15 protein-coding genes are annotated in these 14,776 nt (G+C 26.0%); 11 read left to right on the forward strand and 4 right to left on the reverse strand.

Going from position 1 to position 14,776, the window contains the following annotated elements; all coding sequences use genetic code 11:
- Positions 1-94: 94 nt before the first annotated feature.
- From Q0V24_RS15570 to Q0V24_RS15595, 6 genes are read left to right on the forward strand one after another with little or no spacing between them, the layout of a single operon-like run.
- A complete protein-coding gene (locus Q0V24_RS15570; RefSeq protein WP_297522840.1) occupies positions 95-790 on the forward strand; it encodes an ABC transporter ATP-binding protein in 696 nt (231 codons plus the stop codon).
- Positions 780-1,565: an ABC transporter permease gene (locus Q0V24_RS15575; RefSeq protein ID WP_297522842.1), complete on the forward strand. Its 786-nt coding sequence runs from the start codon at positions 780-782 to the stop codon at positions 1,563-1,565. Before Q0V24_RS15570 ends, Q0V24_RS15575 begins: the two co-directional genes overlap by 11 nt.
- A gap of 12 nt (positions 1,566-1,577) precedes the next feature.
- Positions 1,578-2,825, forward strand: coding sequence for a hypothetical protein (locus tag Q0V24_RS15580; protein WP_297522844.1), 1,248 nt, complete (start codon positions 1,578-1,580; stop codon positions 2,823-2,825).
- Between the two features lie 13 nt (positions 2,826-2,838).
- A complete protein-coding gene (locus Q0V24_RS15585) occupies positions 2,839-3,636 on the forward strand; it encodes a hypothetical protein (RefSeq protein ID WP_297522846.1) in 798 nt (265 codons plus the stop codon).
- Positions 3,637-3,647: 11 nt separating this feature from the next.
- Positions 3,648-4,865 (forward strand): hypothetical protein, encoded by a 1,218-nt coding sequence (locus Q0V24_RS15590; RefSeq protein ID WP_297522847.1) that lies wholly within the window; start codon positions 3,648-3,650, stop codon positions 4,863-4,865.
- 13 nt (positions 4,866-4,878) lie between these two features.
- A complete protein-coding gene (locus Q0V24_RS15595; RefSeq protein WP_297522849.1) occupies positions 4,879-5,235 on the forward strand; it encodes a GntR family transcriptional regulator in 357 nt (118 codons plus the stop codon).
- 61 nt (positions 5,236-5,296) lie between these two features.
- Here the strand turns inward: Q0V24_RS15595 and Q0V24_RS15600 are convergent, their stop codons facing one another.
- Positions 5,297-6,274: a hypothetical protein gene (locus Q0V24_RS15600; RefSeq protein ID WP_297522851.1), complete on the reverse strand. Its 978-nt coding sequence runs from the start codon at positions 6,272-6,274 to the stop codon at positions 5,297-5,299.
- 77 nt (positions 6,275-6,351) lie between these two features.
- On the reverse strand, positions 6,352-7,095 hold the full coding sequence (locus Q0V24_RS15605; RefSeq protein ID WP_297522853.1) for a hypothetical protein: 744 nt from the start codon (positions 7,093-7,095) through the stop codon (positions 6,352-6,354).
- Between the two features lie 251 nt (positions 7,096-7,346).
- Between Q0V24_RS15605 and Q0V24_RS15610 the strand changes: the two genes are divergently transcribed.
- The 3 genes from Q0V24_RS15610 to Q0V24_RS15620 all read left to right on the forward strand — a co-directional run bounded on the left by Q0V24_RS15610 (position 7,347) and on the right by Q0V24_RS15620 (position 11,759).
- Positions 7,347-8,162 carry a DUF368 domain-containing protein gene (locus Q0V24_RS15610; protein ID WP_297522855.1) on the forward strand — a complete coding sequence of 272 codons (816 nt, stop codon included), beginning with the start codon at positions 7,347-7,349 and terminating at the stop codon, positions 8,160-8,162.
- Positions 8,163-8,317: 155 nt separating this feature from the next.
- Positions 8,318-9,811, forward strand: a complete 1,494-nt coding sequence (locus tag Q0V24_RS15615) for a glycosyltransferase (RefSeq protein ID WP_297522857.1) — start codon at positions 8,318-8,320, stop codon at positions 9,809-9,811.
- 13 nt (positions 9,812-9,824) lie between these two features.
- Positions 9,825-11,759 carry a glycosyltransferase gene (locus Q0V24_RS15620; RefSeq protein WP_297522859.1) on the forward strand — a complete coding sequence of 645 codons (1,935 nt, stop codon included), beginning with the start codon at positions 9,825-9,827 and terminating at the stop codon, positions 11,757-11,759.
- 53 nt (positions 11,760-11,812) lie between these two features.
- On the opposite strand, the gene Q0V24_RS15625 is transcribed toward Q0V24_RS15620, so the two are convergent.
- Positions 11,813-12,139 carry a DUF3784 domain-containing protein gene (locus Q0V24_RS15625; protein WP_297522861.1) on the reverse strand — a complete coding sequence of 109 codons (327 nt, stop codon included), beginning with the start codon at positions 12,137-12,139 and terminating at the stop codon, positions 11,813-11,815.
- Positions 12,140-12,321: 182 nt separating this feature from the next.
- On the opposite strand from Q0V24_RS15625, the gene Q0V24_RS15630 reads away from it, so the two are divergent.
- The gene (locus Q0V24_RS15630; protein WP_297522863.1) at positions 12,322-12,480 is read left to right on the forward strand and encodes a hypothetical protein; all 159 of its coding nucleotides are present in this window, start codon (positions 12,322-12,324) and stop codon (positions 12,478-12,480) included.
- 375 nt (positions 12,481-12,855) lie between these two features.
- On the opposite strand, the gene Q0V24_RS15635 is transcribed toward Q0V24_RS15630, so the two are convergent.
- Positions 12,856-13,755, reverse strand: coding sequence for a tyrosine-type recombinase/integrase (locus Q0V24_RS15635; RefSeq protein WP_297522865.1), 900 nt, complete (start codon positions 13,753-13,755; stop codon positions 12,856-12,858).
- A 457-nt stretch (positions 13,756-14,212) separates the two neighbouring features.
- On the opposite strand from Q0V24_RS15635, the gene Q0V24_RS15640 reads away from it, so the two are divergent.
- On the forward strand, positions 14,213-14,770 hold the full coding sequence (locus tag Q0V24_RS15640; RefSeq protein ID WP_297522867.1) for a nucleotide excision repair endonuclease: 558 nt from the start codon (positions 14,213-14,215) through the stop codon (positions 14,768-14,770).
- The last annotated feature ends 6 nt before the right edge of the window (positions 14,771-14,776 follow it).

The raw sequence follows: 14,776 nt of genomic DNA on the forward strand, positions 1-14,776 counted from the left end.
TTTTTATGCATGGTGTATTAAGTATATAATACATCAAAAAAAATTAAGGGTAGTGTATTAATAGGATAATACATTGAAGGAAGAGGTGTTGATTATGATAGAGATTAAAAATGCAATGAAAAAGTACAAGGGGAAAAATGCTTTAGATGGTCTTAGTGTAACAATAGAAGAAGGGAAAATAACAGCCCTACTTGGAATTAATGGCGTAGGGAAGTCTACAACCTTAAAATCAATTATGGGGCTTACAAAGCTTACTAAGGGTGAAATTTTAGTAGATGGTGAGAAGGTTACCCACAATACTTATAACAAATTAGCTTTTGTACCAGATGTGGATAATTATTATGCATATATGAGTGTTGAAGAAGCTTTTGAATTTATGAATGATTTTTATATCAACTGGGATATGGACAAGGCATATAAGATGGCAGAAGAGTTAAAAGTAGATATAAATGCTAAAATTGCAAAAATGTCTAAAGGGAATATTGCAAAGGTTAAAATTATTCTTGGTTTTGCACAAAATGCTAAATACCTTTTACTAGATGAACCGTTCTCTGGTATAGATATTTTTACAAGAGAGAAGTTTATAAGTTCAATTATAAGATATATGTCAGATGATATGGCAATTGTAATAACTACACATGAGATTAAAGAGATAGAGAATATAGCTGATGATGTAATTCTTTTAGATGAAGGAAAGCTTGTATTAAAGTTTAATGCACAGGAGGTAAAAGAAGAGGAAGGCCTTTCAATAGTAGAAAAGATGAGGGAGGTATATTCTGATGTTATCTAAAATTAAAAATAATACTTTAATAAAACTTATAAAACATGATATAGATAAATTATCAAATGCTATGATTTTAGGATTTATAGTTATTGTATTATCGCAGTTAGCTTACAAAGGTCTTAGATTATTTAAACATCTAGAATATCAAACAGATCAATTTTACACAGTAACTTTTACTGAACTTGAAATTTCAAATATTTTTAAAAGTTTTTTTGATAGCTTTTATGGATTAAATATTACTTATTTGATACTTACAATATGCACAGGGTTACTTGCAATGTATGCAGTATACTCTGAATTTAATAAAAAGAACCAATCAGCATATACACTACTAACACTTCCGATATCAAAAAATAAGTTACTCTTATCAAAGGTATTGGTAATTTTAATGTTTTTTATAATAGCAAATACTCTTATGAGTATTATAGATATTAGTTTTAACTTAGTACTTACACATTGGATGGTCCCAGAAGATGTTGATTACGTTTTAAGAAACTTAATCTATATAATATTTACATTACAATTTGAGGGAATACAAGGCTCTTTAATTAATGCTTCTGGTGCTATAGGTGGTGGTGTGATTCTTGCACTAATGAGTAGAGGAACTTGGAAATTAGTTAAAATAATTATTCCCTTACTATTAATAGGGTTAGTTATTTTTGGATATCCAATTCTCGGGATTTATTTAGAATTTAGAGTGGTAAATGTTTTAACTTACTTATTACCTATAACAAGTATTGTACTAAGCTTTATATTATTTAATAAAAAAAATTCAATTTAAGGGGTGTTTAGTTTGAAAATTAAAAGATTAATATTAGTAAGTATGGCTTTAGCCTCTTCTGTTTTTGTAATAGGTACAGGAGTTTACCATCAATCGATAAATAATGAGAGAGTTAAAGTTGAAGTTTTAGAGGGTGACTTTAAAAACTTAGGTGATGATAAATTAACATTTTCTAATGGCAATAGTATGCTGACTGAAAATGTAATTGAAGTTTCTAGTAATGGCATAGAGCGTAGCACAAAGAAATATAGAGATACAAATTATATGATTTTAAATTCAATGTACAATTCTACAATGCAAGTTGTAAGTGATGAGTTTATGAAAGAGTATAAAGAGTTTTATGAAACCTTAGATAGTTTTAAGAATCAATCTATGTATATTGATTATATATATAACTTTGGTGGTGAAAACCCTTATATGGCATATACAGTTGAAGATGGTAATGATTTAGAATATGCTTCTATGATGTTTGTACATTATAATGAAAATAATATTTTTGAAGAGAAAAATATACAGTTAAAAAAATCAGATTTCAACAGAAATTTACCTACAAATAATATGATAATAAAACCATTAGCTGTTTATAAAAGAGATGCTAACAATGTAGACCTTATAGTAAAGACTTCTAATGATGGTGCTTTAGAAGTATATGATTTTGTAAGTGTTAATTTAGAAACTGGAGGATATAAGAGTCAAAATATAATAATATCTCGTCTTAATATAGCATTTATAGGAAAAGATTTTCTATATATATCTGGTTATACAGGAGATGATTCAGTTATAAGAAAAATAGACTTAAAGGATTTTGATAATATTGAAGATATTTATAGTGAAAATGAATTAAGAGATGAATATTCACAAGAGGGAATTATATTTGAATATACGGATGTATTAGTAAATACGATTGAAAATAGACTCGAACTTTTTGATTTTCCAGCAGATAAAGAAACTCAAAGAGTTAATGGTAAGTTAGATATTAAAATTATTGATGGAGATACATCAAAAGTAAAAGATTATAACGATATAGCTATAAGTGAAAATGAGCATATTCAATTTATAAATCAATTTATAATGGATGATAAATTAGTTATATCTTATACTAATAAGCCACTTTCTTATGATAAATATGTTAATGGTTATTCTGATAGCTCTATAGATTCTGATAGTTTTATAAAAGTAATTGATTTAAATACAAAAGAAACACTTTTAAAATTAAAAGTAAATATAGGTGATAAACCTAGTAGTAGAGTTATTGAGTAAGGAGATGAGAAGAGTGAAAACACAACAAGGAGTACTTAGAAAACTTTTAGGTCATGAAATTAATAAAAACCTGTATTATTGCTTAGGGTTAACTTTAGTAAGTATGGGGCTTATCATAAGTAGACTTATATCTAGTTTAAATATAAAAATAGAACTAGCTAGAGATATTACTATAAATAGTGAGAAAAGTATATATTCTATTGATAACAATTTGGTAAGAGGAATGACAGATGCCTTTTTAACTACTTTAAATGAAGCTAATACAGTAATTAATATTATGCTTGTTATAGTAGCTATATTAGTTATTTCAAGAGAGTGGGCAAGCAGATCTAATGCTGCATATATAATGCTAAATTTACCTGTTGCAAGATGGAAGATTTTACTTTCAAAATTTGTTATACCAATTATATATTTTATTATTAACTACGCAGCAGTTACTTTAATATTTATGGTTAGTAGGCAAATTTTTGCTAGTAAGATTACAACTTTAAAAGCAAGAGAATATTTTTTAGATTCATTTATAGGAGCAGATATAGAATCTATGATTTTTAGTTTAATTTTAGCTATAACAATAGTATCAGTTATCTTTTTAGTATTATTAGCATCAAAAATTTATGGTGTTAGAGGATTTATTATTAGTTTAATTGCTGTATTTTTAGTACCTTATGGAATAATGTTTACATCAATAAGTCGTAAATTACTTATGAGTATCAACATGATGGATTATAGCTTTTGGATTACTATTGGCATAGTATTAACTATAATAACTATTGTTAATATAAAATTATTTAAAGATAAAATCATAGTGTAGGGGGAGTATTAATGAAGATTAAAAGTATGTTAGCTTATACTACACTAATAGTATCAGTAGGATTTCTTGGTGTAGCTGGTATAGATAACAACCAAAAAGATTTAAATAGAATTTCGGCAAAAGTATTAGAGGGTGATATTTCTGTGCTTGGAGAAAATGAATATTATTATGATAATTTTATGGGGCTTAATGATTTATTATTAACTATAAATAATAAGGGGATAGCTACAAGAAAAGATGTAGAAGAAAGATATTATACACACAATATAGGAAATACAGAAAATTTAAGATTTTCAGATTCATATATAAATAAAAATGAAAATGAAAAGTTTTTTAAAGCATTAAATTCAGATAACAGAACAGATTTATATATTCTTAAAAATGATTTAGCAGCAATTGCTAAACAAGATTATCAAGGGAGAGAGAAGGTAGCACTAGAGATTATAGTAGATGATAAAGGAAATGTAGAAGAGGAAGTATTAGATATCCCATATCAAGATTTGAAAATTAAAAATATTCGTGGAATAGCAGGCTTTTCAGTAGTCACAGTTGGGGAAAATGATAATAAACTTCAAATAATATTAAATGTAGCTGGAATTCATAGTGATAGCACAGAAGACTATAAATATAATCATCAATATACAGATGTTGAAAATAAAAATATTTATATTGAATATGATTTAGATAAAAAAAGTTATATTGTAGAGCCATTAGATGATATATATATAGGGTTTAATAAAACCATTATAGGGGATTCTTTATATGCAAGTCATGGTGATACAGTTTTAGAGTATAATTTAAAAGACTTAAAGAAAAAGTCTAAAACTCATGATTTGCGTGTTTATGATGAGAATATAAAATATAAATGGAGTTGTAGTGGCTTTAGTGAAATCAGTAATGTTTTTTATTCTATATGTATCTTACAAGATGGAAGTATTGATTTAAAATACCTAGAGGTAGAAACAAAGGAAGTATCTACTTATAAAGATTTAAAGGTCTTTGATGTAAAAGAGTTAGAAACACAGGGAGAAAACCATATTGAAAATCCATTTACAGTAGCACAAGTATTTATTGATAATGGAAAACTTTTTATAAATTATAATTATAAGTCTTATAGTTTTGATGTAAAATCATATATGAAAGTTATAGATTTAAAAAGTGGTAAAATAGAACTTTTATTAGAAACAGTATCAAATGATGAGGCTAAATATGACAAGATGATTAAATAAGGGAGGGAATAAATTGTATTTTGAAGTAAATGATAATGAGCCTATATATGTTCAAATTATAAAACATATAAAGGTATCAATAGTAACAAAGGTATTAGAACCAGGAGATGAAATCCCTTCTAGAAGAGAACTTGCAGAAGTATTAAAGGTAAATCCAAATACAGTACAAAGAGCTTATAAAGATATGGAGGGACTTGGTTTGATAGAAACAATTAGAAATTTCCCAAGTAAGATTACTATAAATGAAGAGGTTTTAACTTCTTTAAAGAAAGAGCTTTTATTAGATGCAGTAGGTAGTTTTACAAAATCAATGAAAGAGTTAAAGCTTTCAAAAGAAGAGGTTATAGCCCTTATTAGTGAAAGTTATTAATAATAGAAGAGAGTGGGATAAGCTAAAATTAGCTTGTCCCACTCCTATTTATATTAAAAATTTATTTTTTTGTAGATTCATTACTAGAGTTTAATATTTTAACACCACCAGTAGATTTAACAGCTTCTGTTGCAAGAAGTTTAAGTTCTACATATGCACTATCAAGTTTATTTGTAAGCTCTTGTTTCTCATTTATAAGTCTATTATTAGCCTCTTCAATCATAGCAATCTTATCATTAAGTGCTTTAACTTCATATTCTTTTTCTTTTTGATACATAGTCTTTTGGTATCCATATTCTTTACCAAGTGATTTTTCTTTATCTGTAGCACCTTTTTTCTCTGCATCTTCTATAAGTTTTGGAATTGTATCTACCTTTTCTTTAAGCTCTTTAAATTCTTTTTCTTTTTCTTCAAAAAGTTTAACTTTATCATCTAATTCTTTTTTAGCCTGTGATATTTCTTTATCGCAGCAAACTTTTTTATCTGAGAATGTATCTTCATCAGATTTTTTAGTTCTTTCAAGGTTATAGATATATTCCTCTTCATCTCTTTTTCTAGCTTGTGTAAGTTCAGCTTTTCTAAGTAATTCTTTTTTAGTAAGTTCTGTTATTGTTTCCTGCTTTTCTTTTTGAAGTTTATCAAGTTCTTTAACTTGATCTTCTTTTTTATCTTTAAGCTCTACTTTTAAAGTTTCTAATTTCTCTATATATTCTTTTTCAAGATCTTCTCTTTTTTCATTATGGGCATTTATAAGTGCTACTAATGAGAATGCTTCTGCTTCTATATCAAATAATTCTTTAAGCTTTTCATTTTGTATATCTATAGCTTTATTTAAATCATTATACTTTGTTATTATTGTTTCATTTAAAATATTCATATCAACAAGCTCCTTTGCAGACTCTACAGTCTTTTCTTTAACTTTAATTTCTGCCTGTCTTTTAATGTTAGTATTCTTTGTATCAGCATCTTTTAGTTTTGAAAGAAGTTCATTGTATTTTTCTATCATTTCACTTTTAGTATTTTTCATAGATAAACTCATATAATCTTTTCCCCCTAATATTTAATATATCTAAAGTATATGAACTTAACTTTTAAATTATGAAATATAAAATTATTTTAATTAAAACAGGTAGGCAGTAAGATTATTATGGTAAGTACTATAAAAATAGATAGAATTCTCGTATTCTTTTTCATTATAGCCTTAGGACTTGTATAATCATTTTTAAGGTCTGAAAAGCATTTGACTCTATGTTTCTTTAAATAATCTTCTAAAGAGGGTAAAACTGATGCTGTTTCTTTATCTAGGCTATACATGTAATATCTTGTATTTATTCCTTCTATATTTATAAGGAGTACTTCATACATAATATCTAATCTTATATTATTACGGACTGTATGATTCATAAGACCAGAGGCTACTATATCAGTTAGCTTAAAGTCTTTTATATTTGTCACATTAAAGATATTATCTAGGAAATACACTTTTATATAATCTTTATATAAAAATATCTTATAATAAAAATCACCTCCCATATTATTTATATCCGGTGCTTTATTTACAATAGTATTAAAAAACATACCTGTTAAAATAAATCCATCATTTCTATGCAGATTATTTATTGATTTTTCTACTATTTTTCTAAGCACCTTAGGAAAGTAAACTCCATAGGCTATTTTATTATCTAAGTATGATTTTAAGTTAGATATATTAAAAATTTCATTTACAGAAATTTTAGCATCTATAAGAGAAAAACCTTTATTATATAGTTTTATAGTTTCTTGTAATTTTATTATTTGAGAGTCTGTTACCCCCTTAGAGAGCAGAGTATTTTTTTGGAATTCATCAAATTTATATTTCAAATAAAACACTTCCCTTCAGTTATGATATATACAATTAATCTAGTCTTAAATTTAAAATTAATCAAATAAATAACTTTATCTATTTGATAAACTTTCATTAAGTTTTTATTTCTATAAATGGTAAAATATGAATTTTATAACATGCTTTTTTAAGAACTTAAACTAAACTTAACATTAATATAATTTTTAAAGGTGATGTAATATGATATAATTTTCTTTGAAAGACATTATTTTAGGGGAGGAAGCAATTAGTGGAATTTATAATTAATATACTTAAAGGTATGGTTATTGGAATATCTAATATAATACCGGGAGTAAGTGGTGGAACTATGGCTGTTGTACTTGGGATATATGATAAACTTATTAGTACAATAAATGGTTTCTTTAAAGATGTAAAAAAGAACTCAATATTTTTAGGAGCAATAGGGATAGGGGCAGGTCTTGGGATTATCTTATTCAGTAAATTATTGAACTTCTTATTAACAGCAGAGAATGGTTATATGGAAGCAACGCATTTCTTCTTTATAGGACTTATAGTAGGATCTCTTCCTATTATATATAACAAAGCTACAGAAAAGAAAGTTGATAAAAAAAATTACATATTTCTTATAGTAGCATTTATAATTGTTTTTGGTATGTCACTTATGGGAGATGCTGAATCAAGTGCTAAGATTATAAGAGAGTTCTCAATGGGAACAGCAATTAAGCTTTGCATTGCAGGGTTTGTTGCAGCAGCTGCTATGATACTCCCTGGGGTGAGTGGTTCATTTATATTACTTCTTATGGGAATATACTCAACAGTTATCACAGCTGTATCAGAAATGAATATAATGCTTTTAATACCGGTGGCAATAGGTGTTGTACTTGGAATTCTTACAATGACAAAGCTTATAGAAGCTTTATTTAAAAGATATCCTCAAACAGCATACTTTACAATACTTGGTTTAATACTTGGTTCTATAATTGCTATATATCCTGGCTCATTTGGTGGAAATATGATAGTTTCTATAATATGTGGACTTGTAGGATTTGGTATAGCATTTATGCTAGGAAAAAAAGAAGCTTAATACAAAGCATCAGAAATTAAATTTTCTGATGCTTTTTTTATATTCTAAAATAATACCTAAATCTTTAACAATGACTCTAGTAGTTTCATATACTAATTAGATAAGGATTGGTTAGGAAGAATTTTTATATTATAAATTGTAAAAGGTGGTGCTATATGAAATCTTCTTTAAGCGTTTGTATAATTAGTAAAAATGAAGAAAAGAACATAGAAAAATGTATAAAGTCTGTAAAAAAACTAGCAGATGAAGTTATTGTAGTAGATACTGGTTCTACTGATAATACTGTAAAAATAGCTAAAAGACTAGGAGCTAAAGTTATTATAGCTACTTGGGAGAATGATTTTAGTAAAGCTAGAAATATATCTTTAGATAATGCTACAAAAGAATGGATATTAGTTCTTGATTGTGATGAAATAATTGCAAAATCTGATTTTCCAAAGATAAGATCCCTTATGAATCTAAAAGACTATGAAGCTTTTAATTTAAAGATAATGAATTTTGAAAATGGAAGAGGTGTTTTTGAAGCAGTTGTTTTAAGGCTATTTCGAAATCGAGATGAATTTAGGTTTCAAGGTAAAATACATGAACAGATAGCCTCTTCTATAGTTAAGTTTAAAGATGAAAAATCTATTGGAAACTCAGATGCTATAATAAAACATTATGGTTATGATAAGGAATTAGTGGATATAGAAGCTAAAAAAGAAAGAAATTTAAATTTATTGTTGTCCTATAGTGAGGCAGATAAAAATGCATATTATTACTATGCGTTAGCTAATGAATATTATAGAATGCAAAATTTAGATAAAGCTATTGAAATATATAAAATATCAATAAATAAACTAGATATAAGTAATGGTATTCCTATATATTATCCTTATCTTGCTAATAATTTAGTTAGTATTTATTATAATCAAAAAAACTTTAAAAGTTGCATTGATATAATACAGAAGTTTAAAGCTGAAATAGTAGATTTTAAGTATTTATATTTAATGGAAGCTATTTGTTATTTTGATATAGGAAAGACATCTAAAGCTAGTGAATGCCTAGATAATTATTTTGAAATAACAGATAATATATATCAATATCCAGTGTTTGAGGTTATGAGTGACCTTGAAGTAAGAAGATTAAAAAAACATTTAGATAATCAAGTTATCGAATGTGATGAAGAGTTAGTTACTATATGGATTAATATGAATCGTTGGGATGATGAGGTATTAAATTGCATAAAATCCTTTAATGATATTGCAGGTCAAATAATAGTAATAACCTGCGAGAATAAAAATATGGATATTTTAAAAAACTATGGAGTAGAGGTTATACTGACAAATCCTATGCATTTCTTTGAGATGTTTTCAAATCCAAAAAAAATTACTAAAAATAAAAATATACTTATATTATTCCCATTTGAAACTTGCACTAGAGAGTCATCTATACAATTAGTAAATTATTTGAGTGATGATGAGTATGTGAGTGATATGTCTTATATAAGAACTTTAAATAAAACTAAAGAAAGATATAAAGAAGAGGTTCGTTTGATTAAAAATGATTCAAGTCTCTTAAATAGAAAAGTTTATGATGAGTATTCTAAAAATAATAAGTCAGAAATATTTGATACGGAAATTTATATAAATTCAGATTTTATTGATTAAGGGGGGCTATAATATGAAAAGAATTTTAATTGGGAGTCCAGTTCATCAAAAAGAAGCTATCCTAAAAGAGTTTTTACTTTCATTAGAAGAACTTGATAAATTAGATTTAATTGTAGATTTTTATTTTGTTGATGATAATTCAGAAGAAAGCAGTTCTCTTTTGCTTAAATCATTTAGAGATAATATGGTAGATTCTAAGGTCATTATTAATAGGAACGAACATACTGATGAATATGTATGTGATGGATTTACTCATAGATGGTCTAACTACTTAGTAGAAAAAGTTACAAGATTTAAGAATGAAATAATTTCATATGCTGTAAGTGAAAAATATGATTATTTATTTTTTATAGATTCAGATATAGTATTAAATACTAAAACTCTTAAAGAGTTGATTAAATCGGATAAAGATATAATATCTAACATTTTCTGGACTAAGTGGAGCCCGAAAGGTCCTTTATTACCACAAGTTTGGCTTAAAGATGCTTATTCATTTAGTAATCATATGAGTAATGATAATATTACTATTGAAGAGATTACTAAAAATAATGAAGCCTTTATAAAGATGCTAGAAAAACCTGGAGTTTATAAGGTTGGTGGACTTGGTGCTTGTACTTTAATTTCTCAAAAAGCTCTATTAAAAGGTGTTAACTTTGACCCTATATATAATGTATCATTTTGGGGAGAAGATAGAGCCTTTTGTATAAGAGCAGCAGCATATGGATTAGAGATGTGGGTTAATACTTATTATCCTGCTTATCATATATATAGAGATGAATACCTTGAAGGTATAGGTGATTATAAACTTGAACAAAAAACTAGGGAATATGCAATTTTAGCCTCAGACTTAGTTTATAAAGTTGAGCTTGCATTAGAATCTATTAAAAACTATAGTTATGCAACAGCTATCTCTAAAGAGTGCTTCAAATATTATTCTAGTGATTTAGCAGAGAAGTTTTATATTGGTTTAATAACTAAACAAGATGATATATATATAGGGAAAATAATAAGTAAAATAACTACGGAGAAGTGTGATATAAAATTCATAGAAAATAGAACAATTGTAGTAGCTGAGATTATGTATAGTGAAGAGGGATATAAAAATGGAAAGAGTTTTTATAGTAAAAAAAGCTCTATTTTAAAATTAAAAGAAATTGATAATGAATGGAAGATTTATGAATGGGTAGAAGATAAGAGGAAAATACCTAAATTTATACCTTTAACTAGAAATATAAAGTATGATGGAAATAAATTAACACTTTCTATGATAGTCAAAAACGAAGGTAGTAGATATCTTAAAAGAGCCCTAGAGTCTGCTAGGGAGTATATAGATTACGCAGTAATAATAGATGATGGAAGCACTGATAATACCGTGGAAGTCATTAAAAATGCATTAGATGGGTATGTCCTTTATAAACTTATAGAAAATAAAGAATCTACATTTAGTAATGAAACAAAGCTTAGAAGACAGCAATGGAAGGAAACTATAGCAACAAATCCAGAGTGGATGCTTTTTTTAGATGCTGATGAAATTTTTGAAGAAAAGTTTAAAGTAGATATAAGAGAACTTATGCAAGATACAGAGGTTGATGGGTTTACTTTTAGACTTTATGATTTTTGGAATGAGGATAACTATAGAGAAGATACTTATTGGAATGCACATAGTAGCTATAGATTATTTATGGTAAGGTATCAAGAGAAGTTTAGATATACATTTACTAATACAGCTCAGCATTGTGGAAGGCTTCCTAATAACTGTGAAAAACTCAAATTCAAAAGAACACATCTTAGATTAAAACACTATGGTTGGGCAATAGAAGATGATAGAAGAGAGAAGTATGATAGATATATGAAACTTGACCCTGATGGTAAATTTGGTATTCTAGGGCAATATCTATCTATATTAGATAAAGAGCCTAATCTTGTTAAATGGAATGAAAAAGAATAGCTGATATAATAAGATTAAAAAGGTATGAAAATTAAATTCATACCTTTTTAATCTTATCTTTTTCTACATTTAGTTTCTAGTCTGAAATAGGCTAAAATTACACTTACAATAACTAGACCAACTTGAATTGGTGATATATATTTATAAAAAGTATTATCTAAAAAAAGACTTGATAAACCTAATATAAATATGCTAAAGCCTGTATAAAGAAAAATACTTCCAACTATTTTTGATGTTTTTTCTTTATCATATTTATTATAATCAAATCCATTTAGCATATCTCCAGCATTTTGAGTTTTCATAACACCCCCAAGTCCTGTAAATATACCACCTAATAAAAAAGTTAGAATCAAAACTCCAGTTAAATCAATTTCTTTCATAGTTTAACACCCCTTTACTTTTATTATCTTTATATTATTATAAGATATAATGGATATAAATACCATTAATTAAAACTTAATTAAATCTTAATTATAAATATTTGAATTTTAAATATAAAAGTATTAAAATATAAAGATAGATATAAATAATACATATTTGAACCGTTAGGAGAGAAATAAGAATGTACAGTATAAGAAGAGATGGAGAAAGATTAGAACAGGATTATCAAGAGAAAGTTAAGGATAGCAGCAGAAGTAAAACACCATTAAATAAAACTAAAGATGCTAAAGAAAAATTAGAAAATTATTTAAAATCTAAGAATAGAAATTATGATTTTTAAATACAAATAAACTCTCGAAGGGGCTAACTTCGAGAGTTTATTTGTATAGTTTTTACTCAATTAATGAATATCTTTTCTTTAGTAAACAAACATATGTAATATGTCTTTTCTTTTGTGATAACTTCATTATACAAGTCTTTAGCTATATATAATGAAAAAAAGTATTTCTTAAAGATTACACTTTTGTAGTCTTTTTTTCACGCTATAGGAGTTTATGTATTTATATTATAATAAAGAAGAGGCAGTGCTCTTAGAAAACACTACCTCTAGATCAGACCCTACGTTATATTATATAAATCTAAGTACGTTAATATTCCTTGTTTGTTAAAATTTTTTTAACCTCTCCACTCTCTCTTGTTGATAACTATTATCAATTTATATAAGACCTTTTCTAAGTAGATTTACACTAGCACTATATTCATCTATCTTATCTTGATCTACGTTTATATATCTTTGAGTGATAGAAACGCTTGAATGATTTAAAAGGCTTCTTACAAGTTCTAGATTGTTATTACTTGACTTGTATGCATTTACAGCAAAAAACTTCCTAAAACTATGTGTCCCTATATAGTTGTAACCGAGGTACTCTGTAACTTTTTTTAATCTCAATTGTATATTACGAGCTGTTGTGTTAAATAAATAATCATTAAGTCCAAGATTAAGTTCATCAGCATAATTTTGAAGAGCTTCAATGAAATCTATATTAACCTGTCTGTATTGTAACTTTTTAGTTTTTTGTTCTATAAATGAAATTTTGCTCCCTCTAATATCTCTAAGTTTCATTCTTAGGATATCATTAATCCTAAAGCCGATTGTAGCTTGAACACTTAAAATTAATGCGACTTGCTTATTAGGTTCAACTCTTCTTTTAGCACCTTTTTTATCTGTGAATTTGATTCCATATTGAAAAATTGTTATTATCTTTTCAAATTCTTCTTCTGTCAAAGGTCTAGTTGCTTGGCTCTCACTAAGCTCCTTATCAACATCATCTCTAGTTTTATTTTTTTTTCGTTTATCTTCTGAGCTACTTTTTATTTTGGTTTTTTCATTGTTTTTTTTGAAATCTCCTCTAATATTTTTTGAGACTTCAGAATTATTGTATTCTTTCACTTGTCTGATTAATTCTATTTGAAAATCTAAATTTATATCAGAATCTAAAATTAGATTAATAAGTGAATTATCTATATGAACCCCTCTATTTTCTAAAATTTTAAATTTTTCTTCTGAACTTAAAAATTCACTTTCAAAAACTTTTAGTATGTTTATACTATCCAAAAAAAATCACCGCCTTTTAACTTTTATTATGTATTAATATAATTATATCATAGTTATTCTGTTTTCTCAAAAAGTTATTCGCTTTATTAGTTTTTTTAAATTTTTAAAAAAACTAATAAAGTCTAATAAACCCTTTAAATACAAGGATTATTCACAAGTTATACGCATTTTGGCTATTTTGCGAATAACTTGTGAGAGTCAAATTAATATAATCAAAACATAATTTTTAAAAAATTATATTATATTAAAAATCAACTTATTTTCAATATAATATAGCAAATTGATTATATATAATTTTAAATTTCAAAATATATTTACTTAGAGAAAGGTATTTTTTTATTATTTTGAAATTTAAAAAAACATCAGAATTAAATATGAAAATAATAGGTTTATTTCTAGTTTTTATGGTAAAACTAAAATAAAGAAATAAATTTATTAATTATAATAAGGAGAAATTATGTTAGGTATATACAGATTTAAAAATTTAAAAGGCGAAATAATTTATATAGGTAAAAGTAAAAACTTGAAGCTGCGTTGGAAACAACATTTTAGTATTGAAGGGCATCTTCCAAAAACTTGTTATTCTGAAACTGTCATTATAGAATTTATCAAATTTGAAAATAAAACAGATATGGATATATACGAATTATATTTGATAAATAAACATAATCCTAAATATAACTTTCAAAGAAAAAATAATGAAAAGATGATATCAATAATACTTCCAGAATTAAATTGGGAAGTATATAATCCAGATATAGCTGTATTGGAGCTACCCAAAAGATTTGATGATTATGCAATTACTAAAACATGCACATTATTTACAGAAAAAGAATTTGATGAAATAATGTATATTTTACACAATGGTATAAAATTCATTAATCAGCATAAGAGAAAACAACATATTAAGCCCAACAAACAGATAGCTTTAATCTTAAGCATCCAAGCAACCTTAGGTTTCAAACTTTGGATGGGTTACAATAAATTGAACATAAAATATTCGGACATGATATAATATCAT

This window comes from uncultured Clostridium sp. (genome assembly GCF_947039605.1).
Taxonomy (GTDB): Bacteria; Bacillota; Clostridia; order Clostridiales; family Clostridiaceae; genus Sarcina.